This is a genomic window from Curtobacterium sp. 24E2 (assembly GCF_016925595.1).
Classification (GTDB): Bacteria; Actinomycetota; Actinomycetes; order Actinomycetales; family Microbacteriaceae; genus Curtobacterium.
In genome coordinates this window covers 1,630,275-1,653,070 of the sequence record NZ_CP068987.1, presented here as the reverse complement: position 1 = coordinate 1,653,070, position 22,796 = coordinate 1,630,275, and the positions used below count along the sequence as shown (strand labels likewise).

At 70.8% G+C, this 22,796-nt stretch carries 17 protein-coding genes, 3 pseudogenes and 1 riboswitch; of the genes and pseudogenes, 8 read left to right on the top strand and 12 right to left on the bottom strand.

Annotated elements, in window-relative coordinates; translation table 11 throughout:
* Positions 1 to 71: 71 nt before the first annotated feature.
* Together JN350_RS08210 and JN350_RS08205 are read right to left on the bottom strand one after the other, a co-directional pair.
* Positions 72 to 710, bottom strand: a complete 639-nt coding sequence (locus JN350_RS08210) for an ECF transporter S component (RefSeq protein ID WP_123294023.1) — start codon at positions 708 to 710, stop codon at positions 72 to 74.
* Positions 706 to 817, bottom strand: a riboswitch (TPP riboswitch). (Overlaps the previous gene by 5 nt.)
* Before the next feature lie 99 nt (positions 818 to 916).
* On the bottom strand, positions 917 to 1,237 hold the full coding sequence (locus JN350_RS08205; RefSeq protein ID WP_111086838.1) for a hypothetical protein: 321 nt from the start codon (positions 1,235 to 1,237) through the stop codon (positions 917 to 919).
* A 129-nt stretch (positions 1,238 to 1,366) separates the two neighbouring features.
* Here JN350_RS08205 and glgX point away from each other — a divergent pair, with 129 nt between their 5' ends.
* From glgX to treZ, 3 genes are read left to right on the top strand one after another with little or no spacing between them, the layout of a single operon-like run.
* Positions 1,367 to 3,601: a glycogen debranching protein GlgX gene (gene glgX / locus JN350_RS08200; protein WP_205464182.1), complete on the top strand. Its 2,235-nt coding sequence runs from the start codon at positions 1,367 to 1,369 to the stop codon at positions 3,599 to 3,601.
* On the top strand, positions 3,598 to 6,099 hold the full coding sequence (treY, locus tag JN350_RS08195) for a malto-oligosyltrehalose synthase (protein ID WP_205464181.1): 2,502 nt from the start codon (positions 3,598 to 3,600) through the stop codon (positions 6,097 to 6,099). The genes glgX and treY overlap by 4 nt, the downstream gene beginning before the upstream one ends.
* Complete coding sequence (gene treZ / locus JN350_RS08190; protein WP_205464180.1) at positions 6,096 to 7,850, top strand: malto-oligosyltrehalose trehalohydrolase; 1,755 nt, start codon at positions 6,096 to 6,098, stop codon at positions 7,848 to 7,850. Before treY ends, treZ begins: the two co-directional genes overlap by 4 nt.
* A gap of 206 nt (positions 7,851 to 8,056) precedes the next feature.
* On the opposite strand, the gene JN350_RS08185 is transcribed toward treZ, so the two are convergent.
* The 9 genes and pseudogenes from JN350_RS08185 to JN350_RS08145 all read right to left on the bottom strand — a co-directional run bounded on the left by JN350_RS08185 (position 8,057) and on the right by JN350_RS08145 (position 17,217).
* Entirely contained in the window at positions 8,057 to 8,851 is a 795-nt protein-coding gene (locus JN350_RS08185) for a polyprenol monophosphomannose synthase (RefSeq protein WP_205464179.1), read from the bottom strand.
* Between the two features lie 127 nt (positions 8,852 to 8,978).
* Positions 8,979 to 9,605, bottom strand: a complete 627-nt coding sequence (locus JN350_RS08180) for a sortase domain-containing protein (RefSeq protein ID WP_205464178.1) — start codon at positions 9,603 to 9,605, stop codon at positions 8,979 to 8,981.
* Complete coding sequence (locus JN350_RS08175) at positions 9,602 to 10,756, bottom strand: glycosyl hydrolase family 8 (protein ID WP_205464177.1); 1,155 nt, start codon at positions 10,754 to 10,756, stop codon at positions 9,602 to 9,604. The genes JN350_RS08180 and JN350_RS08175 overlap by 4 nt, the downstream gene beginning before the upstream one ends.
* A 101-nt stretch (positions 10,757 to 10,857) precedes the next feature.
* A complete protein-coding gene (locus JN350_RS08170; protein ID WP_205464176.1) occupies positions 10,858 to 11,679 on the bottom strand; it encodes a DUF4397 domain-containing protein in 822 nt (273 codons plus the stop codon).
* A 299-nt stretch (positions 11,680 to 11,978) separates the two neighbouring features.
* Positions 11,979 to 13,967, bottom strand: a complete 1,989-nt coding sequence (locus JN350_RS08165; RefSeq protein ID WP_205464175.1) for an ArnT family glycosyltransferase — start codon at positions 13,965 to 13,967, stop codon at positions 11,979 to 11,981.
* A 30-nt stretch (positions 13,968 to 13,997) separates the two neighbouring features.
* Positions 13,998 to 14,429, bottom strand: coding sequence for a hypothetical protein (locus JN350_RS08160; protein ID WP_205464174.1), 432 nt, complete (start codon positions 14,427 to 14,429; stop codon positions 13,998 to 14,000).
* Entirely contained in the window at positions 14,423 to 15,481 is a 1,059-nt protein-coding gene (locus tag JN350_RS08155) for a glycosyltransferase (protein WP_205464173.1), read from the bottom strand. The genes JN350_RS08160 and JN350_RS08155 overlap by 7 nt, the downstream gene beginning before the upstream one ends.
* Positions 15,478 to 15,948: a GtrA family protein gene (locus tag JN350_RS08150; RefSeq protein WP_240347638.1), complete on the bottom strand. Its 471-nt coding sequence runs from the start codon at positions 15,946 to 15,948 to the stop codon at positions 15,478 to 15,480. Before JN350_RS08150 ends, JN350_RS08155 begins: the two co-directional genes overlap by 4 nt.
* Positions 15,949 to 16,213: 265 nt before the next feature.
* A pseudogene (locus JN350_RS08145) lies at positions 16,214 to 17,217 on the bottom strand (aldo/keto reductase family protein).
* Between the two features lie 595 nt (positions 17,218 to 17,812).
* Here JN350_RS08145 and JN350_RS08140 point away from each other — a divergent pair.
* The 5 genes and pseudogenes from JN350_RS08140 (at position 17,813) to JN350_RS08125 (ending at position 21,603) form a co-directional block, all read left to right on the top strand.
* Complete coding sequence (locus JN350_RS08140) at positions 17,813 to 18,745, top strand: hypothetical protein (protein WP_205464171.1); 933 nt, start codon at positions 17,813 to 17,815, stop codon at positions 18,743 to 18,745.
* A gap of 109 nt (positions 18,746 to 18,854) precedes the next feature.
* Positions 18,855 to 19,091: a YceI family protein gene (locus tag JN350_RS20735; protein ID WP_461964391.1), complete on the top strand. Its 237-nt coding sequence runs from the start codon at positions 18,855 to 18,857 to the stop codon at positions 19,089 to 19,091.
* Positions 19,040 to 19,414, top strand: coding sequence for a YceI family protein (locus JN350_RS08135; RefSeq protein ID WP_461964389.1), 375 nt, complete (start codon positions 19,040 to 19,042; stop codon positions 19,412 to 19,414). The genes JN350_RS20735 and JN350_RS08135 overlap by 52 nt, the downstream gene beginning before the upstream one ends.
* A gap of 580 nt (positions 19,415 to 19,994) precedes the next feature.
* The gene (locus JN350_RS08130) at positions 19,995 to 20,561 is read left to right on the top strand and encodes a TIGR03086 family metal-binding protein (RefSeq protein ID WP_111086825.1); all 567 of its coding nucleotides are present in this window, start codon (positions 19,995 to 19,997) and stop codon (positions 20,559 to 20,561) included.
* Between the two features lie 116 nt (positions 20,562 to 20,677).
* Positions 20,678 to 21,603: pseudogene (locus JN350_RS08125) on the top strand (aldo/keto reductase).
* A 206-nt stretch (positions 21,604 to 21,809) separates the two neighbouring features.
* Here JN350_RS08125 and JN350_RS08120 read toward each other — a convergent pair.
* Positions 21,810 to 22,732: pseudogene (locus tag JN350_RS08120) on the bottom strand (oxygenase MpaB family protein).
* Positions 22,733 to 22,796 lie beyond the last annotated feature (64 nt).

The window sequence follows — 22,796 nt, the reverse complement described above, 5'->3', positions numbered from 1 at the left end:
GTCACGGAACACGATGCGCGCGGCGCGCACGCCGACGACGTCCGGGGACGTCGACGACGGAGCCGACACCGTCACACCAGTTCGCGCGGCCGACGCCGGCTGTGCTCCCGGCCGGCCGCGAACGAGGACAGCACGCCGGTGCGTGCGAGCGCGCGGACGACCAGCCACGAGCCGGCGCCCGCGATGACAGCACCCGACACGATCGCGCACACGACGTAGACGACCTTGAACGCGGCGTCGAGACCCGGGTACCACAGCACGGTGTCGTTGATTCCGAGCGCGAGGCCGGCTGCGGCGCCCGCCAGGACGACGACCGGCAGCCGGTACACGCGGTAGAGGAAGAGTGCGAGGACGATCTCGGCGCCGAGCCCCTGGACGAGTCCGGCCTCGAGCGTCAGCCACCCCCACTGCGTGCCGAACAGTGCCTCGACGGACGCGGCGACCATCTCGCCGTAGAGCGCAGCGCCGGGCTTGCGGACGACGATCGCGACGAGCGGTCCGGCGAGCAACCACACTCCGCCGAACAGGGCCTTCGTTCCCGGGAGGACGAGGTCCATGACGGCGCTGATGGGTTCGTATCCGAACTCCCACAGCCGGAAGACGACGCCGAGCGCAACCGCGAGCACGCTCGCGACGACGATGTCGACGACCCGCCAGCGCAGCGATCGCCGCGGGGCGGTGTGGACGGTTGATGACGTGCCAGAAGACATGGTGCTGGACTCCTCCCTGCGCCGGCATGATCCGGATCAGGTTCGACGGTCGGAGCGCCACTCGCTCCCTCTCAGCCCGGCGGTCCCGGACTCCCGTGTGTGTCCCAGCAGTCTAGACGTGGTCGCGTCCACGTGACGGGTCGCGACCACACATCGGACGGGAGGCCCGTGGCGGGTCCGCCACGGGCCTCCCGTCCGGTGTGTCGCTACTTCTTCAGGACGCGCACCAGTTTGCGGAGCACGGTGCCGGTCACCCAGACGAGCGGGATGCTCACCGCGACGAGCGAGATGAGGTTCGGTTCGAACTCCAGGTCCTTGCCGGGGCGACGGATGTAGGCGCCGACCGGGATCGACGCGCCGCCGCCACCGCCGCCGCCGTTCTCGTCGTCCCCACCGCCCCCGAAGCCGAACCAGCCGAGGGACACCGGGATGAGGGTCTGGTCGCCGACCTCGACGGGGTCCCCGTAGTTCGTGGAGACGCCGATCGGGCGTACCTTGTCTGCGATCTGCGTGACGATGTTGGCCATGCGCGCGACGCTACTCGTCCGTTCCTCCACAGGCCGGGCCACGCGCGCACGGGTACACAGCTGGCGCTTGTCTGCGGACGCGGACGGGTGTCACCGATATGTTGGCGCGACCATCACCTGGAGGACCGTTTGCACACCTGGCCCGGCAACCCGTACCCGCTCGGGGCGACCTACGACGGAAGCGGCACGAACTTCGCGCTCTTCAGCGAGGTCGCCGAGCGCGTCGAACTCTGTCTGTTCGACACCGACGGCAACGAAGAGTGCGTCCCCCTCGTCGAGGTCGATGCCTACGTCTGGCACGCCTACCTGCCGAACATCGGTCCCGGCCAGGAGTACGGCTTCCGTGTCCACGGCCCGTACGACCCCGACAACGGCGCACGCTGCAACCCGTCCAAGCTCCTGCTCGACCCTTACGCCAAGGCCACGAGCGGCGAGATCGACTGGGACCAGTCGCTCTTCGCGTACACCTTCGGCGACCCGGACTCGACGAACGACGACGACTCCGCGGCGCACATGATGAAGGGCGTCGTGATCAACCCGTTCTTCGACTGGCAGGGCGACCGCGCACCGCGCACGCCCTACGGCGAGACGGTCATCTACGAAGCGCACGTCAAGGGCCTCACCGAGACCCACCCCGACGTGCCCGAAGAGCAGCGCGGCACCTACGCCGGCGTCTCGCACCCGGCGGTCATCGAGCACCTGCAGCGACTCGGCATCACGACGCTCGAGCTCATGCCGGTGCACCAGTTCGTGAACGACTCGACCCTGCAGGACAAGGGGCTGTCGAACTACTGGGGCTACAACACCATCGGCTTCTTCGCGCCGCACTCCTCGTACTCGTCCTCGGGCGACCAGGGGCAGCAGGTGCAGGAGTTCAAGACGATGGTGCGGGAGCTCCACCGCGCCGGCATCGAGGTCGTGCTCGACGTCGTCTACAACCACACCGCCGAGGGCAACCACCTCGGGCCGACGCTGTCGTTCCGCGGTATCGACAACGCGGCGTACTACCGCCTGGTCGACGACGACAAGAAGTTCTACATGGACTACACGGGCACCGGGAACTCGCTCAACGTCGGGCACCCGCACTCGCTGCAGCTCATCCTCGACTCCCTGCGCTACTGGGTGACCGAGATGCACGTCGACGGCTTCCGCTTCGACCTCGCCTCGGCGCTCGCCCGCGAGTTCTACGAGGTGGACCGGCTGTCCGCGTTCTTCGAGCTCGTGCAGCAGGACCCGATCGTGTCGCAGGTCAAGCTCATCGCCGAGCCGTGGGACGTCGGCCCCGGCGGTTACCAGGTCGGCAACTTCCCGCCCCAGTGGTCCGAGTGGAACGGCAAGTACCGCGACACCGTGCGCGACTTCTGGCGCGGCGAGTCGTCGACCCTCGGTGAGTTCGCCTCGCGCATCTCCGGCTCGGCCGACCTGTACGAGCACGACGGCCGGACGCCCAAGGCGAGCATCAACTTCATCACCGCGCACGACGGCTTCACGCTGTACGACCTCGTCGCCTACAACGAGAAGCACAACGACGCCAACGGCGAGGACAACAACGACGGCGAGAGCCACAACCGGTCCTGGAACTCCGGCGCCGAGGGTCCGACGGACGACGAGTCCGTGAACGCCCTGCGGCTCCAGCGACGCCGGAACTTCCTGGCGACGCTGCTCCTCAGCCAGGGCGTGCCGATGATCGCCCACGGTGACGAGCTCGGCCGTTCGCAGTCCGGCAACAACAACGTCTACGCGCAGGACTCCGAGCTCAGCTGGATCGACTGGGAGTCCGCGGACGACGACCTCGTCCAGTTCACCGCCGACGTGGTCAAGCTGCGCCACGACCACCCGACGTTCCGCCGCACCCGGTACTTCAACGGGCGCCCGGTGCGCCGTGGTCAGGACGAGCCGCTGCCCGACGTGGTCTGGCTCACGCCCGAGGGCGACGCGATGTCGCCGGAGGACTGGGACTCCGGTTTCGGCAAGAGCGTCGGCATGTACCTGAACGGCGACGGCATCCGTGGGCGCGACTCCCGCGGCGAGCGCGTCACCGACGTGGCGTTCATCACGTACTTCAACGCCCACGACGACGTCGTGACCTTCACGCTGCCGCCCGAGGAGTACGCACCCGGCTGGACGGTCCGCATCGACACCGCCGAGCCCGGCGCCCGTGACGAGATCGTCGAGGCGGGCACGCCGCTCGACGTCCCCGCCCGGTCGATGATCGTCCTCCGCGCCGAGCCGAACCACGAGGTCTCCGTCGCACCGGTCGAGGTCCAGCACCACGAGGGCGATCCAGAGCTCCGGTCCCCGCAGGACGCCGTGACGCCAGCGAACCCCGCCGGTTCCACCGCGCCGAGCGGCACCGCACGATGAGCGCCGGCACACCGGGAGCCGGGCGTCGCGTCCCGGTCTCGACCTACCGCCTGCAGGTCTCCGCCGACTTCGACCTGGCCGCGGCACGCGACCTCGTCGACTACGTGCACGACCTCGGCGCCGACTGGCTGTACCTGTCGCCGGTCCTGCAGTCGGAGCCCGGCTCGGACCACGGCTACGACGTCGTCGACCACACGCACGTCGACACCGACCGTGGTGGGGACGAAGCCCTCCGGGTCCTCGCCGAGGCCGCGCACGCGGTCGGGCTCGGCGTGCTGGTCGACGTCGTCCCGAACCACGTCGGGGTCGCCACCCCTGCGGTCAACCCGTGGTGGTGGTCCCTGCTCGAACTCGGCCAGGGCTCTCCCGTCGCCTGGGCGTTCGACGTCGACTGGGACGCCGGCGACGGCAAGGTCCGGGTGCCGGTCCTCGACGACCGGCTGCTCGAAGCAGTCACGCTCGACACGTCCGACGCCGAGCGCCCGGTGCTCCGGGTCGGCGACACCGCGTACCCGACCGCGCCGGGCACCGCCCACCCGGGCGACTCGGTCGAGGCCGTGCACGCGCTGCAGCACTACGCGTTCGTGCACTGGAAGCGTGCCGACCACGAGCTGAACTACCGCCGGTTCTTCGCGGTGAATACGCTCGCCGCCATCCGGGTCGAGGAACCCGAGGTGTTCGCGGCGTCGCACGGCGTCATCGGCGGCTGGTTCCGCGACGGCCTCGTCGACGGACTGCGCATCGACCACCCGGACGGACTCTACGACCCCGCCGGCTACCTGCAGGACCTCGCCGCGCTGACCGGCGGTGCGTACACCCTCGTCGAGAAGATCCTCGAACCCGGCGAGGAGCTCCCGAGCTCCTGGCCCGTCGACGGCACGACCGGGTACGACGCCCTGGGCGTCCTGGACCGCGTGCTCGTCGACCCCGCGGGCGAACCCTCGCTGACCGCTGCGTCCGGCGCGGAACCAGCCGACTGGCAGCGCCTCACGCACGACACCCGCCGCGGCATCGCCGACGGGATCCTGGGCAGCGAGGTCGAGCGACTCGCCCGGCTGCTCGCTCCGGTCGCCGCCGGAGCGGACGCGATCACGCACGAACGGCTCGTCGACGCCCTCGCTGAGGTCGTGTCATCGTTCGACGTGTACCGCACCTACCTGCCCGAGGGCGCGCACCACCTCATCGCGGCGCTCGAACGCGCGGCAGAGGCACGTCCCGACCTCGACGACGTCATCGACCGGATCGCCCCGGCGCTCGTCGACCCGGAGAACGCCGCCGCGATCCGCCTGCAGCAGACGAGCGGCATGGTGATGGCCAAGGGCGTCGAGGACACGGCGTTCTACCGCACCTCTCGCTTGACGTCCCTGAGCGAGGTCGGTGGCGACCCGAGCGTGTTCGCGGTGTCCGTGGCCGACTTCCACCAGGCGCAGCGCGACCGGCTCGGCAGCTGGCCGCACACCATGACGACGCTCACCACCCACGACACGAAGCGCAGCGAGGACACCCGCGCACGCATCGCGGTCCTGGCCGAGCTCGGCAGCGAGTGGGCCGACACACTCGACCGGTTGCAGTCCCTCGTCCCGCTCGAGGACCGCGTGTTCGCCGACCTCCTCTGGCAGGCGATCGTCGGTGCCCGACCCGCGAGTCGTGAGCGGCTGCACGCCTACGCCGAGAAGGCATCACGCGAAGCCGGCGACAGCACCACCTGGACCGAGCCCGACGAGGCGTTCGAGCAGCAGATGCACGCGATCGTCGACGCCGCGTTCGACGACCCGGACGTGGTCGCCGTGCTCGACGCCCTCGACGAGCAGATCGACGCCGCGGGGTGGTCGAACGGGCTCGCGCAGAAGCTCGTGCAGCTCACGGCTCCCGGCGTCCCCGACGTGTACCAGGGCACCGAGTTCTGGGACCGGTCCCTCGTCGACCCCGACAACCGCCGAGCCGTGGACTACGCCGAACGGCGCCACGTCCTCGCCGAGATCGACGGCCCGGACGACGACGGCCCCGAGGACCTTCCGGCGATCGGGATCGACGGCGCCGCGAAGCTCCTCGTGACCGCCCGTGCACTCCGTCTCCGCCGCGACCAGCCGGAGCTCTTCACGCGGTACCTCGCGCTCGAAGCGACGGGCAGCGCGGCGGACCACGTCGTCGCGTTCGACCGCGGCGGTGCCGTCACGGTCGCCACGCGACTGCCGATCGGCCTCGAACGGGTCGGTGGCTGGGGTGACACCCTCGTGCACGCCGTCCCCGTCGACCGGGTCGACCTGCTCACCGGCAGGACCTTCCCGGCCAGCCGCGGCATCGCACTCGCGGACCTGCTCACCACCTACCCGATCGCGCTGCTCGTGCCGGCCGCCACGGTCGGGGAGCCCGGCCACGCCGACACGGTGACCGACGCGTCCGACGCGGAACGGGCCTCCCGGTCGACCGCCCGGACCACCCCGGCGACCGAGTCCGACGCGCAAGCGGAGATCGACATCCTGGAGGGTCACGCATGACCGCACCCGACCGTTACGCCGTCTGGGCGCCCGAGCCGGACCGCGTCCGGCTGGTCGTCGACGACGTCGAGTACCCGCTGACCCGGGCCGACGACGACTGGTGGTCGACCGACGCGATCATGCCGGTCGTCGGTGCCCGCTACGGGTTCCGCCTCGGCGACGACGACGCGGTCCGACCCGACCCCCGCAGTCGCTTCCAGCCGGACGGGGTGCACGGCACGTCCGCCGTCGTCGACCCCGCGCGCTTCGCGTGGACCGACGAGTCGTGGACCGGACGACCGGCCCGCGGCGCCGTGATCTACGAGATGCACGTCGGCACCTACACGCCGGAGGGCACCCTCGACGCGGCGGCGCAGAAGCTCGACCACCTGGTCGAGCTCGGCGTCGAGTTCGTCGAACTGCTGCCCGTGAACGGTGTGAACGGCGAGTGGAACTGGGGGTACGACGGGGTCGCCTGGTACGCGGTGCACGCCCCGTACGGCGGCCCCGACGCCTACGACCGGTTCGTCGACACGGCGCACTCGCTCGGTCTGGGGGTCATCCAGGACGTCGTCTACAACCACCTCGGGCCGAGCGGCAACTACCTGCCGCTGTACGGGCCGTACCTGGTGCAGGGGCTCGCGAACACGTGGGGCGACTCGGTGAACGTCGAGCACCCCGAGGTCCGTCGGTACGTGCTCGACAACGTGCGCATGTGGTTCCGCGACCACCACGTCGACGGGCTCCGGCTCGACGCCGTGCACGCGATCCGCGACACCACGCGGCCGCACGTCCTGGCCGAGATGGCCGACGAGACGGACGCCTACGGTTCCTTCGTCGGTCGTCCGCTGTCGTTGATCGCCGAGTCGGACCTCAACGACCCGGTGATGTTCCGCCCGCGGGAAGCCGCCGGGTACGGACTCGCCGGACAGTGGTCCGACGACTTCCACCACGCCGTGCACGTGGCGCTGACGGGCGAGACGAACGGCTACTACGCCGACTTCGCACCGCTGTCGGCGCTCGCGAAGGTGCTCGACCACGGGTTCTTCCACGACGGCACGTGGTCGTCGTTCCGTGGCCGGCGCCACGGGCAGCCGATCGACCGTGGGACCTCCCCGGCGACGGCCCTGGTGGTCACGAACCAGAACCACGACCAGATCGGCAACCGCGCGGCGGGCGACCGTCTGGCGGCGACGCTCGACGACGAAGGCCTCGTCATCGCTGCGGCACTGACACTGCTGGGCCCGTTCACACCCATGCTGTTCATGGGTGAGGAGTTCGCCGCGACGACGCCGTGGCAGTTCTTCACGTCGCACCCGGAGCCCGAGCTCGGGAAGGCGACGGCCGAGGGCCGCATCCGCGAGTTCGCGGAGCACGGCTGGGACGAGTCGGCCGTGCCGGACCCGCAGGACCCGACGACGTTCACGAACTCGAAGCTCGACTGGGCCGACGTCAGTTCCGAGCGGGGTGCGGCGATCCTGCGCGCCTACCGGGTGCTCGTCGCCCTGCGCCGCACCGACCAGGCCTTCGTCGACCACCGGTACGAGGCGAACGCCGTGCGGTTCAGCGAGGACCGGCGGTGGCTGGTGCTCACGCGTGGGCTGCTCGGACCGGACGTGGCACCCGTGCACGTCGTGGTGAACTTCCTCGACGACGCAGCCGAGGTGCCGGTCCCCGGTGCCACCGGCGAGGAGCTGTACCGGTTCGGGGCGGCCGAGGTCGCGACGGACTGCGTGCGGTTCCGCGGGCGCGGCGTGGTGGTGCTGCGCTAGTCGCTGCGCTCATCGCACGGGCTGCCCATGGGCGCCCGATCCGCGAAAGCGACAGTGTCCCGCGAACGGTTCGCGGGACACTGTCGCTTTCGCGGTACCGACGCCGCGGTACCGACGCCGCGGTACCGACGCCGCGGTACCGACGCCGCGGCACCGACGCTGCGGCGCCGACGGCGCGCGCCGACGTCGAACGGTGCGCCAGCGGGTCAGGAGGCGTGATCGGCCACGGCGTGTGCGTTGGTGCGCACGGACGGCAGCTTCCGGTGGTCCTTGACCAGGGAACGGGTCTCGCGGATGCGGCGGTCGATGCCCCACTTCGTCACGAGGGCCAGGCTCTCGCGCACGATGTTGCCGCTCATCTTCGAGACGCCGAACTCCCGCTCCGTGAACGTGATCGGGGTCTCGACGACGCGCAGACCGGCCTCGAGGGCACGCCAGCACAGGTCGACCTGGAAGCAGTAGCCCTTCGAGGCGACGCCGGCCAGGTCGATCCGCTCGAACGCCTGCGAGGTGAAGACCCGGAACCCGCCGGTGGCGTCGCGGACGGCGATGCCGAGGGCCAGGCGCGTGTAGAGGTTGCCGCCGCGGGAGAGCAGTTCGCGGTACCAGGGCCAGTTCTCGACCTTGCCGCCCTTGATCCAGCGGGACCCGAGGACGAGGTCGTTCGTGTCGGCGAGCTCGAGCATCCACGGCAGGTACTCGGGGTGGTGCGAGCCGTCGGCGTCCATCTCGACGAGCTTGTCGTAGCCGTGCTCGAGGCCCCAGGCGAACCCGGACAGGTACGCGCCGCCGAGGCCGTCCTTCACGGTGCGGTGCATGACGTGCACCCGGTCGGACTCGCGGGCGATGGCGTCGGCGATGTCACCGGTGCCGTCGGGCGAGTTGTCGTCGACGACGAGCACGTGGACGCTGTCGTCGGTGGCGGCGAGCGTGCGCTCGACGATGGGACGGACGTTCTCCGCCTCGTCGTAGGTCGGGATGATGACCAGGGTCTCGCTCATGGTGCTCCTCGTGCTCCACATCGAATGTATCGGTCGGTCATGGGTCAGTCCGACGAGAGGTCTGCGAACACGATCAGGTTGTCCGTGTAGTGCCCGGTGGCGGTGTCGAACACGCCGTCGCAGGTGATCAGTCGGAGTTGGGGGTGGGGGTGGTGCCGTAGACGTCGCTCGTCGGGAACGCCGACTTGGCGGCGCGTTCCGAGCGATCGACGGTGAAGGTGCGGGTGGTGCCGTCGGACATCGCGACGTGGATCTCGTCGCCGGCGACCAGTTCGTCGAGCCGGAAGAACACCGCGGCGCTCGTCGGGCTGTCGACGTGGCCGGCGATGACGGCGGGGCCGACCTCACCGGGGACGATGCCGTCGCTGAACCACCCGGCGCTGTCCCAGTCGACGGGCGGGTCGAGTTCACCGGCGGAGCCGCGGTGCAGGTCCTCGAGGTTCGACTGCACGCCGATCGCGGGGATCGAGACGCTGACGGGGGTCGCCGCGGATCGGGCAGCGGGTGCCGCCGGGTCCTGGAACCCCTCGATGCCCGACCGGTCAGACGCGGACCCCGCAGAACCCGACCCAGCAGAAGCAGACCCCGAAGGCACTGAACCGGCCCGCCCGTCCGACCCGTCACTGCCGACGGTCGACGCGAGTGCCACGCCGGTGACGCCGCCGCCCACGACGACCGCGGCCAGCACCGCCCCGATCACCACGCCACGACGCCGGAACGCCGGACCGCGCCCGGCGGACCGTCGGCCGGTCATGACGTGCCTCCGGCCTTCGTCCCGCAGCCACCGAGCACGTCCGACGTGAGCATGGTCGAACCGAGTGCCGCCCAGGCGTCCCCGTAGTAGGTCGGCGTAGTGGCAGCCGTCCGGTCGGCCCGCTCCAGGTCGTCGGCGGCAGCACCGGAGGAACCGGCCGCGTACTCGGCGGCGGCACGGGCGGTGTACGCCAGGGCGTTCGTGTCCCCGGTCACGGCGGTGCCGCCCAGGTCGAGCTGGGCCGCGAGCTGCGTCGTCCGACGCAGGGTCGGGGCGAGCGACCCGGCGAGGGCACGGTCGGCGGCGGAGCACGCCTCGGCGTAGCGGACGGGCGTCCGCATCGCGTCGTAGCCGTACAGCACGCGCTGGTCCCCACCGGTGGCGGGCATCGGGTCGACGGTGCCGTCGGCGTGCACCTGCGACCAGTCGCTCGGCAGCTGCGACTCGTCGAGCACCGCCGCCGTCGCCGCGCGGGAACCACGGTTCAGCGCGGTCCAGCGGTCGTCGCCCGTGGCCTTCGCCAGCACCGCGAAGGCTGCCGGCGACGCGTACGAGGCGTTGTACCGGTACGGCTCGGAGTCCGCCCACGGCCCGGGCAGCAGGATCGTGCCGAGTTCCGTAGTCGCGGTCTCGTGCTCCAGGATCGCCGAGGCGATGCGCTTGCCGGCTGCCGTGTAGCGGTCCTCGCCCCAGGCATCACCGGCGAGCACCAGGGCCCGCGCGGCGTCGAGGTCGGCGTCGCTCGCGGGCTGCTCGTCGGCGACACCGTCGTCGGGCGTCCAACGCCAGGCGAGCAGGTCGTCGTCGGTCAGCATGTGCGTCTTCGTCCACTTCCAGATGTCGTCGAACCGGTCGCGGTCACCGTTCGCGAAGGCGATGAGCAGCCCGTAGGCCTGTCCTTCGCTGACGGTGTCGTCACCCTGGTCGGTGCGGACGACGCGGCCGTCCTGCACGTAGCGGTCGAGGAACTCCGTGCGGAGCTCCTTCGGGGAGCGTGCCGCCTCGGGCGCGCTGGTCGAGGTCGGGGTGGCGACCGAGCCGCTTCCGGCTTCGGTGTCCTGCCCCCACGGGCGCACGGCGATGAGCGCGACGCCGACGGCGACGACCACCGCCGCCGCGGCGGTGACGGGTATCCAGGTCCTGCGGGTCATGCTGGCCTGCCTTTCCGTGGATGGTGACGACGGCACTGGACGGGAGGACCGGATCGAGCGAGCTTGTCGGCGCACGTGATCCGTGCCTCCCGGCCAGGGCGTCAGCGGTACAGCGAGCGGAGCGCTGCGATGGCCGCGTGGACGGCCTCCGTCATCGGGCGGTCGGCAGCTGCGCCGCCGCCACCCGTCTGCACGCCGCCGGTCGGCGTCGCGGCGGTGGCCGCGGCGTCCGTGACCGGCACGACCGTCAGGTCGCCCTTGCTGTCGTCGAGGACGAACAGGGTGGAGACGGTGTTGCCCGCGAGATCGACACTGGCGGTGCCCTGCTGGCCGCTGCCGGAGACGTCGAGCGTCCACTTGCCGGAGTCGACGGTGGCGTACTTGGTGGCGGTGCCGAACTTCGCTCCCTCGGCGATGGCGGTGCCCTCGGAGGTGCTCACGTCGACCTGCTTCGCCGTGGTGGCGGCCTGGACCAGCCGGAGCTTCGCCTTGCCGTCGCCGGGCTGCTGCAGGTCGTCGGTGAACGCCGTCGTCTTGAGGTCGGTGTTCTTGCCGTACGCGACGACCGTGCTCGCGTCGCCCTTGTCGACCGTCACGTCGGTGGAGATCACCGGCGTGGAGTCCGGGGCGTCCGAGGCACGCATCGACAGCACGTAGGTGCCGACCGGGAGCTCCTGGTACTTGCTGACCTGGCCGTACGTGACGTCGTCGAGCTCGAAGACCGTCTTGCCGCCGGACAGGCTGGACAGTTCGACGTCGACGCCCTTGGTGTCGGGCGAGAGGTGGCCGACGCGGAGCCAGCCCTCGTCGGAGGTGGCAGCGGAGGCGGTCTGGGGTGCTGCGAGTCCGACGGTCGCTGCGACGAGGGTCGCTGCGAGTGCGCCGACGACGACGGTGCGGCGTCGCTGGGTGTGTGCGGTCATGGTCGTGCTCCTTCGGGTCGTGGTGCTGGTCGGGTCCTGTGCGGTGGTGCTGCGGGCGTTCCCGGGGGCGTCGCTGCGGGCGTTCCCGCGAGCCGCCCCGCGAGCGGCCCCGCGAGCGGGCGAGATGCCGGGGTCGGCGTCCGGAGCACCCGGGCATTTCGCCCGCTCGGCGATCCCGCGTGTGCGGGTGGTGCGGGCCGCCCCGCGAGCGGGCGAAATGCCGGGGTCGGCGCCCGGAGCACCTGGGCATTTCGCCCGCTCGGCGATCCGCTCGGCGGACGGGGCGGCGGGGCGGCGGGTCACGAGGCGCTCGTCGCGGTCGTGGTCGGGTCCGCCGGGGTGTAGGTGACGGTGAGGCGTTCGCCCTCACGCTCGACCGACGCCGGCCGGAACGAATCGGACATCGCCTCGAGGGTGGCGGCCACGCGCTCCGCCGAGGCAGCGTCACTCGTGTGCAGGACGGCGGTGCGGAACGGCTGCCCGGTCTCGCCCGTGAGCGGAGTGAACCGGTCGACGCGGACGTCCTGGTCGGCGAGCACCTGGCCGAGCGCGATCATCGCTCGCGAGTCGACCTGACCCGCACGGAACTGCGACTTGGTGCCGTCGTCGGCCCGGAGCGCCGGGTTCGACGCCAGCTCGGTGCCCATGGTCTTCCGCAGGTCGCTGGCCCGGGTGATCGCGGCCTGTGCGGCCGTCGATCCCTCGGCGTGGATGCGTCGGACCTCGACCTGCTGGTCACCGGACCCGAAGGTCGCGACGGCCGTCGAGTTCTCGATCGCCTGGCGGACGTCGGACGACGAGTTGCCGCCGGTCCGCATGGAGTCCGTCGTGATGACGTAGTCCGAGTCCTTCCACCCGTTGGGCGACTGGCGCTCCACGGCTCCGTCGGTGTCGAGCTTGTAGTACCAGACCACGTTGTTCCGGGCGAAGCCGTCCTCGACGAGGTCGACCCACATGGCGTCGTCCACCAGCAGTCGGGAGGACTTCGAGACGTTGTCCCCGACCCACTGCTCGGCCTGCTGCATCGGCAGGTCGAGGTTGCCCAGGACGAAGCCGCGCAGCTGTGTTCCCCAGAGCGGCACCGCCACGACGAGTGCGACCGCGGTGGTGACGGCCCAGGTGATGCCGAGACCTCGACGGGTCCCGGCGCCGAGGCGGGTACGGGTGCGGACCCGACCGGCGATCGCCAGGACGGCACGCTCGGCCGTGTAGGCGACCAGCAGGGCGGCGAACGGGATGAGCATGATGACGTACGGCACCGGCAGGTACCCGTTCGGGCGGAACATCATCGCGAGCAGGAAGACGAGCATCGCGGCGATCGGACGGACCCGGCGCAGGAAGAGCCCGACGACCGCAGCGGCCGAGCCGAGCACGATGAACACCGGGTCGAGCGCCCACCACTGCGACGCGGCGGCGTTGGCGAGGCTGCCCGGGTCGAACAGCGAACCCGATGCCGAGCGCGAGCCGAGCTGGTAGGTGATGCCCTCGAACAGGCTGACCCGACCGCTGCTCGGCAGCAGCTCGCCCTTGACCGCGGCGAGCAGCAGGTACCCGCCGCCGATGATGACCAGGACGGCCCCGGCGACGCTCAGCGTGTACCGGCGGGTGCTCTTGTCGGCTCGACGGACCGCCATCCAGATGAGGAACGGCAGGGCGAGCAGGTACGTCTCCTTGGAGAGCACCGCGATGCCGAGGAACGCAGCGGCTCCGGCGAACCCGGCGAGCTGCTGACGACGGCTCAGCACGAGGACGAACGCGGCGAGCAGCCACGGCGTCGCGACGTTGTCGATGTAGACCGTGCGGTGGTACTGCAGGGCGAGCGGTGACAGCGCGAAGACGAGTCCGGCTGCGGCAGCGGTGATCCGGCCGGCACCGAGGCGGCGGGCCAGGACGAACAGCAGGATGCTCGAGACGGCGGAGAAGAAGACCATCGCCTCGCGGCCGGCCTCGACGGCGAACGGGTAGCGCGCGAACGCGCCGGTCAGACCGGTGTAGCCGGCGATCTGGATCCAGCCGAGCGGCGGGTGGTCGTACCAGTACGTGTAGTGCGTGATCTCACCGAGGTGCATGATCGCCCAGGCCTGCGCCGTGTACGTACCCTCGTCGTCGATCCGCTGCGGGGTGCCGGACATGTTCCAGGCCTGCACGATGACGGTGACGGCGACGACGGGCAGCAGCCACGTCAGGCTCGCGGCGTGCCGGCGGAACCAGGCGCCGATGCCGGTGCGGTCGCCGGCGACGGCCCCGCGGATGGGGATACCGGTGGTGTTGGTGATGCTGGCGGTCATCGGGTCCCTCCTGTGGTCGTGCCGGCGAGCTCACGCTCGGAAGACGAAGACGAAGACGAAGACGTCGCGCCCGCGGACCCGGTCAACTCCGACGCGAAGCCGACGACCTCGGCGGGCTGCTCGGCGTTCCGGTGCTGGCCCGTGTGCTCCGTCTTCTCCCAGCCGTTCTGCCCCTTGGCGTGGCGGACCACCGCTCGGACGGCTGCTGCGGCGAGGAAGACCTGGTACGGCACGAGACCGAGCACGAGCTTCCACGTAGTCGCGGAAGCGCACCTTCTCCTTGTAGATGCGACCGAACTCGTTGAGGCCGACGACCTCGACGGCCAGCAGCATGAGCGTCGGTGCCACCGGGATGAACGACACCAGGGCGATCGCCGTCGGCACCTTGACGAACAGGATCATCAGGACGCTGAGCGGGATGAGCAGACCGGTGGCCGCCTGGATGAACGGCATGGTCAGCATGTACCGGGCGAAGAAGCGCTGACGGAACGACGGCAGCTTCTTCCACTCCCCTTGCCGAGCACCTGCAGGAAGCCCTGGTTCCACCGCGTCCGCTGCTTGAGCAGCGAGGCGAAGGTCGGCGGGGTCTCCTCGCGGGTGACGGCCTCGGGGCTGTAGGCGACGACGACCTTCGCGCCGTCGGCGGACAAGCGGACACCGAGCTCGCAGTCCTCGGCGAGGCAGTGCGCGTCCCAGCCGTTCGACCAGTCGAGGCGTTCCTTCGTCACGAAGACGGTGTTGCCGCCGAGCGGGATGAACTTCGAACCGGCGTGGAAGTGCAGGCGCGAGCGGAACCAGAAGTAGTACTCCAGGACGTTCCGGAGCGACCACCAGCTGGACTTGAAGTTCATCAGCTGCACGCCGCCCTGCACGACGTCGGCGCCGGTCTCCTGGAACCGCGAGTCCACCAGGGTGAGCAGGTGCGGGTAGACCTCGTCCTCGGCGTCGAACACGCCGACGACGTCACCGGTCGCGTACTGCAGCGCCAGGTTCATCGCCTTCGGCTTGTTCTTCGGCAGGGTGTCGTCGACGACCACCCGGATCAGCTCGGGGTGGCGGGCTGCGGCGGCGCGGACGACGGCGTCCGTCTCCGGGTCGTCCTCGCCGACGATCGCGATGATCTCGAAGTCGGGGTGGTCCTGCTTCGCGAGCATGTCGAGCGTCTGGCCCATGACCTCTTGCTCGTGCCGTCCGGGCACCAGCAGGGTGAAGCGGTGCGCGGCCGGGCGCGGGGTCTGGCTGAAGCTCGTCGACTTCAGCGCGTCCCGCGAGCGCCACGCGTGCAGCATCCACCAGAGCGTCGTCAACGCGACGATCGTGAGCAGTACGGAGATCGCGATGAGGGCGGAGTAGCCGATCCACTCGCCCAGCGACCACGCGGCCTGCTGGACGGCACCGGAGCCTCCGGTCGGGACGTCGGTGGTCCCTCGGTTCGGGACGCTCGACGGAGCCGTTCCCTCGTTCGGCTGGAGCAGCGGCCCTGCGGCCGTCAGCAGCGTGGCGGAGATGGTCATGCGGCGAACCCCTTCGTGCGACGAGCATCGGTGGAACGGAAGACGAGGGCCTTGTACGCGGCGAACCGGAAGGCGGTTCCGAGCACGAGGCCGACGCCGTTGCCGGCGACGTTGTCGGCGAGGGTCGAGGTGAACCCGAGGACGTAGTGCGAGACGAACAGGCAGGCAGCGGCGATGCCGAGCCCGATCAGGTTCGTGGCAGCGAAGAGCAGCCCCTCGCGCACGGTCTCGCGGCGGCCGGTCTGGCGCTCGGCGCGGAACGTGATGAAGCGGTTGCCGATCCAAGCCACGGCGGTCGACACGACGGCCGACACGATCTTCGCGGCGATGGGACCGTCGGGCATGACGGTGGCGCGCAGCAGGTTGTAGAGCCCGAAGTCGATGACGAAGCAGACGGCACCGATCGTGCCGAACGACGCGAGTTGCCTCGCGGTGGCGAGCAGGCGGGCGACCGTGCCGGGTCGCACGGGCGGCACCGTTCCGGTGTCGGGTGACACCAGAACGGGGGTATCAGTTCGGGTCATGCCCCCGATTCGGGGGTAACTGGATTATGGTTTGGGTGGGGTACGGGCTTACCCAGGCGTCTGCCAGTTCCACGACACGTGCTGTTCATACGGGGTACCAACGGCCGGTCTGTGCAGACCGGACCGGTCTGTGCAGGCAGCCAGCAGAGCGGACGGGAGGCCCGTGGCGGCGTCGCCACGGGCCTCCCGTCCGATGGTGGGTCGCGTCTCAGGCGGGACGCTGCGCCGGGGACACGGTCTTGGCCGCGTCGCGCTCCGGGAGGTCACCCAATGCCTCGTCGATGGCGGCGAGCGCGTCGGCGTCGAGCGTGACGCCCGCTGCCTTGACGTTGTCCGTGACCTGCTCCGGACGCGAGGCACCGACGATGGCGCTGGCGACGTTGTCGTTCTGCAGGGTCCACGCGATCGCGAGCTGCGCGAGGGTGAGGCCGGCCTGGTCGGCGACGGGCTGGAGGCGCTGCACGGCTTCGAGGACCTCGTCGCGCATGAACCGCTTGATCATGTCGGCACCGCCCTTCTCGTCCGTGGCACGCGAGCCCTCGGGCAGCGGCTGACCCGGCTTGTACTTGCCGGTCAGCACGCCCTGCGCGATGGGCGACCAGACGATCTGCGACAGGCCGAGCTGCTTCGAGGCGGGGACGACCTCGCCCTCGATGACCCGCCACAGCATCGAGTACTGCGGCTGGTTCGAGATGAGCTGGAAGCCGAGCTCCTTCGCGAGCGCTGCGCCGGCGCGGATCTGCTCGGCGTTCCACTCGCTGACGCCGATGTAGAGCGCCTTGCCCTGGCGGACGACGTCCGCGAAGGCCTGCATGGTCTCTTCGAGGGGGTCTCGTGGTCGTAGCGGTGCGCCTGGTAGAGGTCGACGTAGTCGGTCTGCAGGCGGGTCAGCGAGCCGTTGATCGACTCCGTGATGTGCTTGCGGCTGAGGCCGACGTCGTTGTGCTGCTTGGGGCCGGTGGGCCAGTAGACCTTCGTGAAGACCTCGAGCCCAGCACGCCGCTCGCCCTTGAGTGCTTCGCCGAGGACGGTCTCGGCGGCGGTGTTGGCGTACGTGTCCGCGGTGTCGAACGTGGTGATGCCGGCGTCGAGCGCTGCCCGCACGCACTGGGAGGCGACGTCGTTCTCGACCTGCGAGCCGTGCGTCAGCCAGTTGCCGTAGGTGATCTCGGAGATCTTGAGTCCGGAGTTGCCCAGGTACCTGAATTCCATGGTCCCGACGCTACTGGAGCCCGCCGACACGTGAGGGGCCCCCGAGTGCCTGCCGCCCGCCGCGTGGCGCGGTGGGGGTGGGCGTGCGGTGTGCGGTGCGGTCGGCCGCCGCGGGCAGGGGTGCCGCGCGCCGGGGTCCCGCGAGCCGGGGTCCCGCGCGCCGGGTCCCGCGCGCCGGGGTCCCGCGCGCCGGGTCCCGCGCGCCGGGGTCCCGCGAGCGTGGGTCCCGCGAGCCGGGGTCCCGCGAGCGGGCGAAATGCCGGCGTGCCCGACGGCGGCACCCTGGCAATACGCCCGCTCGAGTCGTCGTCGATGTCGGGACCGCGGGTAACTCGCGGAGCCCGACGAGCTGACGCCGCCCTCGCGGTCCCGCCCGCTGCACTGACGGGCGGGGCCCGCCCCCGCTGACGGGCGTCCGCGGAGGCGGGCGCCCCCGCGAGCGGGCGAAATGCCGCGGTCGCCACGCAGCAGGACGCCGGTGTTTCGCCCGCTCGGCCGCGGCGCGACTCCTCCACAATGGCTCCAGGATCGCAGGCCGTCCACACTGGAGGCGCGAGGCACCACCGTCGCGCCCGCTCGGCTCCACGATGTGGAGATGACCGCCAGACGCCGACTCCCGTTGACGCTCCGGGACGCCTCGTTCCGCGTCCGTGACGCACTGCATCGAGGGGTGTCCCGCGGCCGCCTCGAGGCACGTGACCTCGTCCGCCCGTTCCACGGCATCCGATCCGCGGTTTCGCCACGAACCGTCGAAGAACGCGCCCGGTCACTGGCTCCTCGACTGCGCCCCGACCAGGTGTTCAGCCACGTCACGGCCGCCGCGATCCTCGGCATCCCGCTCCCCCGCCGGTTCGAGGGCACACCGCGGCTCCACGTCACGACGATCGGGGCGGATCAGGCGCTCCGTGTCCGCGGCGCCGTCGGACACCGCGCCCACCACGGCAGGGTCAGTGCGACCAACAGCCGAGGTGTGCGTCTGACGGCCCCGGCGGACACGTTCGTCACCCTGAGCACGATGTTGACGCTCGACGAACTGATCATCGCGGGTGACGCCCTCGTCGGGTGGCTCGGATGGGCGACGCTCGACGAGCTCATCCAGGCCGTCGGCCGGCGGCGCGGGCTCCGGGGCGTCGTGAAGCTGCGCCACGCTCTCGTGGAGATCAGACCGGGCTCACGCTCCCCAGGTGAGACCAGGGCACGGCTGGCACTCGTCCGCCGTGGACTCCCGGAACCCACCCTGAACCACGACGTGATCGTGGACGGCAGGTGGATCGCATGCGTGGACCTCGCCTACCCCGCAGCACGGGTGGCGATCGAGTACGAGAGTGATCTCCACCGCACCGACCCGGCCACCTTCCGGAAGGACCTCACCCGCGGTGAGCACTTGAAGGACGTGGACTGGTGGTTGGTCCGGGCCACTGCGGACGACGTGGGCCGAGGTGTCGATCGGTTCGTACAGCGTGTGAGACGCCTCCTGCATGCCGGGTTCCGCGCACCGCACGACCACCGCTTCGCGACGCTTCAGTGAACAATGGTTGACGCTTCAACCAAAAGGGTGCACACTGGCGTAGTATCAGGTTGATGCAGGCGCATGGATCGCGTCGCACCACAGACTCTCGTTCGGAAGAAGGACCACCATGACGCTCACCGCCACCACCATCCCCGGCTACCAGACCGGCACCTGGAAGATCGACCCCACCCACTCCGAGGTCACCTTCTCGGTCCGCCACCTCGCCATCAGCAAGGTCAAGGGCAAGTTCGAGACGTTCGACGCAACCGTCGTCACCGCCGAGAACCCCTCGAGTCGACCGTCGAGGCGAACATCGACGTCGCATCGATCAACACCGGCCAGGAGCAGCGCGACCAGCACCTGAAGACGAGCGACTTCTTCCTCACCGAGGAGCACCCGCAGCTCACCTTCCGCTCGACGAGCATCGAGGCCAAGGGCGACGACCTGCACATCGCTGGCGACCTGACCCTGCGCGGCGTCACCAAGCCCGTCGTCCTCAAGGCCGAGCTCGGTGGCTTCACGACCGACGGCTACGGCCAGGTCAAGTTCGGCGCCGAGGCGTCCACGAAGATCGACCGCACCGAGTTCGGCGTGAACTGGAACGCAGCGCTCGAGGCCGGTGGCTTCACCCTCGGCAACGACGTGACGATCAACCTCGACGTCCAGTTCGTCCTCCAGGCGGCCTGAGTCCCTTCAGTCTCGCTGCCTGACTGAGGGCACCGAACAGCACCACCCGAACCCGAGACACTCGCCCCGGCTCCCCACGGAGCCGGGGCGTTCGTCGTCCCCGCCGGGCTTCGGTGGTGCGCGCGTGCCCACTGCCCGCCGCTGTAACTCGAGCGGGTGCTCCATCGCGAGCGCAACCGGGCGAACGGGCGAAATACCGGCCTCATCTCGTACTCGACCCCGGCATTTCGCCCGCTCGCTCAGGGACCACGCGCTGGCACGCCCCTCCGGTCCCAGCGAGCGCAGTGCGCACCGATCCCCGCGCGGGCGTGAACGGGCGGAAACGTCGGGTGGGCACGCGCACGACCGCGGCATTTCGCCCGCTCGGCAGGGCTCCTCGGCGTAGCGTTGGGCAGCGGACGGGGGCACGCCCGCAAGGCACGGGAATCCGCGCATCAGCCTCCGAGTTACAACGACACGCATCACACGCACGACACGCACCACACGCACGACACGCACCACACGCACGACACGCACCACACGCACGACACGCACCACACGCGAAGCACCGCACGCCAGCCCGACGAACAGGAGCACCACCATGGCCACCGACTGGATCGCGATGCAGGCCCTCGCGGCAGCCGAGTTCGGCCGCCGCGTCGCCGCCGTGACGGACTGGGACGCCGCCACGCCCGACTCCGAGTGGACCACCCGCGACCTCGTCACCCACGTGGTGGACGAGCAGCGCTGGATCCCGAAGCTCCTCACCGGGTGCGACTACGCCCAGGCCGAGGCCGACCTCGAGTCCATCGGCGACGACCTCGTGTCCGAGTGGCAGCGCTTCGCGACCGCGGCGACCGATGCCTGGCGGAACGCCCCGCAGGACACCCCCGTGCACCTCAGCACCGACGTCGTGCCGGCTGGGCAGTACCTCACCGAGCAGACCAGCGACATCACCATCCACACGTGGGACCTGGCGCGGGCGACCGGCACGGACGAGTCCCTGCCGGACGAGCTCGTGCAGGCGGTGTGGGAGTACTTCGAACCGCAGATCGAGGACCTCGCCGCCACCGGTCTGTACGCCGCCCCGGTCGACGTCGACGAGGACGCCCCACTCCAGGTCCGCCTGCTCGCCGTCACAGGCCGCGATGCCAAGGTGAGCGCATGACGAACGCCGCACCGAGCAACGCAGTACCGAGCAACGCCGCACCGAGCAACGCAGCGACGACGGACACCACCCGCCTCGGCGCCTCGGGCCTCGAGATCAGCACCGTGATCCTCGGCATGATGTCCTACGGCGCCCCGGACCGCGGCTCGCACGCGTGGAGCGTCGGCATCGACGAGGCCCGCCCCTTCGTCCGTCGCGCGTTCGACGCCGGCATCACCACCTTCGACACGGCGAACGTGTACTCCGACGGCTCCAGCGAGGAGATCACCGGCACGCTCCTCAAGGAGCTCGCCCCGCGCGAGGACGTCCAGGTCCTCACCAAGGTGTTCAACCGGATGCGCCCCGGTCGGAACGGCGCAGGGCTCTCCCGCGCCGCGATCATGCACGAGATCGACGCCTCGCTGACCCGGCTCGGCACCGACTACGTCGACCTGTACCAGATCCACCGCTTCGACCCGGTGACGCCGATCGAGGAGACGATGGAGGCGCTGCACGACGTCGTCAAGGCCGGCAAGGCCCGCTACCTCGGCGCGAGCAGCATGTGGACGTGGCAGTTCGCGCAGATGCAGCACGTCGCCGATCTGCACGGTTGGACCCGCTTCGTCAGCATGCAGGACCAGTACAACCTGCTCGAACGCGAGGAAGAACGCGAGATGCACCCCTTCGCGCACGCGACCGGCGTCGGCGTGATCCCGTGGAGCCCCTCGCCCGCGGCAAGGTCACCCGGCCGTGGGACGCCGACGGCTCCGGGTCGCGCGCGAGCACCGACGAGTTCGGCAAGACGCTCTACCGCCAGGACGAGGACGCGAACCGCGCGATCGTGGGAGCCGTCGAGGCGATCGCGAACGACCGCGGCGTGAGCATGGCGCAGATCGCCCTCGCCTGGGTCGCGGGCAAGCCCGCGGTGAGCGCGCCGATCGTCGGTGCGACGAAGGAGCACCACATCGACGACGCGGTCGCGGCCGCCGCGATCACGCTCACCGACGACGAGGTGACGCGACTCGAGTCCGCGTACACGCCCCGGGTGCCGTCCGGTTTCTGACGTACGACGAGCAGACGGGAGGCCCGTGGCCAGCTGGCCACGGGCCTCCCGTCCGTCTCCGGTCACGTCCACGACACGTCGCACGCCGTCGGCTCAGCACACGCCGCCGTGCCCGCGCGACGCCGCTCCGGCGTCGAGACGCCGCCGGATCCGGCGGCGTCTCGACGTGACGACGGCGTCTTCCGTCTCCTGACGGGCCTGGTCGGTCAGGCGACAGCGCCGCGCTCGCGTTCGAGGCGGGCGATGCGCACGAGCGCAGCGCGCTCGGTGCCCGTCTGGTTGCCGAGCACCCCACCGATCCCGTCGAGCACGAGTCCGGTCGCCCGGCCGACGGGCAGTTCGACGGGCCCGATCGCGGGGGCCCGCAGGCCGAGCATCGAGCGGTGGCGGGGGTCGAGCGTGGAGACGGCCCCCTGGAACAGCGCCTGGTAGCCGGGTCGCAGCATCAGCGCGAGCGGCGGGCTCTTGATGAACTTGACGACGTCGCGGGTGCGGGCCGTGACCGCGAGTTCGCCGCGGTCGAGGTACCCGTCCATCTGGGCGCGGAGCTCGGCCTCGGACTCCGGGGCGTCCTCGACGCGCATGAGCCGGCCGGCGGTCGCCCACTCGCGGACGTAGGCGTCGGCACCGCCGGGGATCGGGCCACCCCAGCGCTGCGCGGCCCGGAGGAACGCGTCGGTGAAGGCGAGGTGCACCCAGCGGGCCAGGTCGGGGTCGTTCGCCGCGTAGTCGCGTGCGATGCCGTGGCCGTCGACGTACTGGCCACGAACTCGCTCGTGCAGGCGCAGCACCCACTCGCTCGCACCGCGGGCGGTCGCGGTGTCGCCGTGCGAGACCGTGTAGATCCACCGGATGGTGCCGGCGAGTCGGCCGAACGGGTCCTCGCGGTAGCGGAGTGGTCGGCGACGCCGGCGAGGGCTCCCGGGTGCAGGGCCTGGACGAGGAGTGCGCGGACTCCGGCGACGATCGTCTGCTTGCCGCCGTGCACCGCCCACGTCGCGGAACCGGGGCCGAAGAAGCCGGCGTCGGTGCCGTCCTCGAGTTCGTCGATCCACTCCGGCTTGCTCGTCGCCCCACCGGTGAACGTGTCGTTGAGGCGGGAGCGGAAGGCATCGGAGACGGAGGGCATGGCGTCATCGTCCGTCCGCCCCCTGGGAGCGCGCTCGGCTTCGTGCACCCCGATGCCTCCCAGC